At 75.7% G+C, this 474-nt stretch carries 1 protein-coding gene; it reads right to left on the reverse strand.

The annotated features are described in order from the left end of the window. Window positions 1-98 precede the first annotated feature (98 nt). On the reverse strand, window positions 99-474 hold a 376-nt coding region (locus NWP10_RS12335), incomplete at its 5' end, for an FHA domain-containing protein (RefSeq protein ID WP_258301094.1).

The raw sequence follows: 474 nt of genomic DNA on the forward strand, positions 1-474 counted from the left end.
GACCACGAGGTCGCGGCCCTGGGCCATCACGATGGAGACGATCAGCACCCACAGGGCCACCAGCAGGCCCATGCGCAGCACGGCGACGGCGAGCTCGTTCACGGCCGGCCCCCCGTCCCGCCGAAGAACAGCAGCTCGGTCTGGCCGACGGTCACCACGTCCCCGTCGCGCAGGGTGGTGGAGCCCTCCACGCGGCGGCCGTTCACCTGGACGCCGTTGCGGCTGCCCAGGTCCAGCAGGGTGACCGTGGAGCCCACCGTGAGCAGGCGCAGGTGCTCGCGGGACACCGAGGAGTCCGGGATCACGAGGTCGGCACGCTCGGCCGAGCGGCCGAGGATCAGGTCGTCCCCGTCCAGGGGCAGCAGGCGGCCGTCCAGCTCGAGGGCCGGGCCGGTCGGCTGCGCGGCGGGGCGGCCCATCACCACGGTGGCGTCGTCCGCGGGCGCCGGCTGCGGCGCGGGGCGGGCCCGGTCT

This window comes from Micrococcus sp. HG099 (assembly GCF_024723355.1).
In the GTDB taxonomy this organism is placed as follows: Bacteria; Actinomycetota; Actinomycetes; order Actinomycetales; family Micrococcaceae; genus Micrococcus; species Micrococcus endophyticus.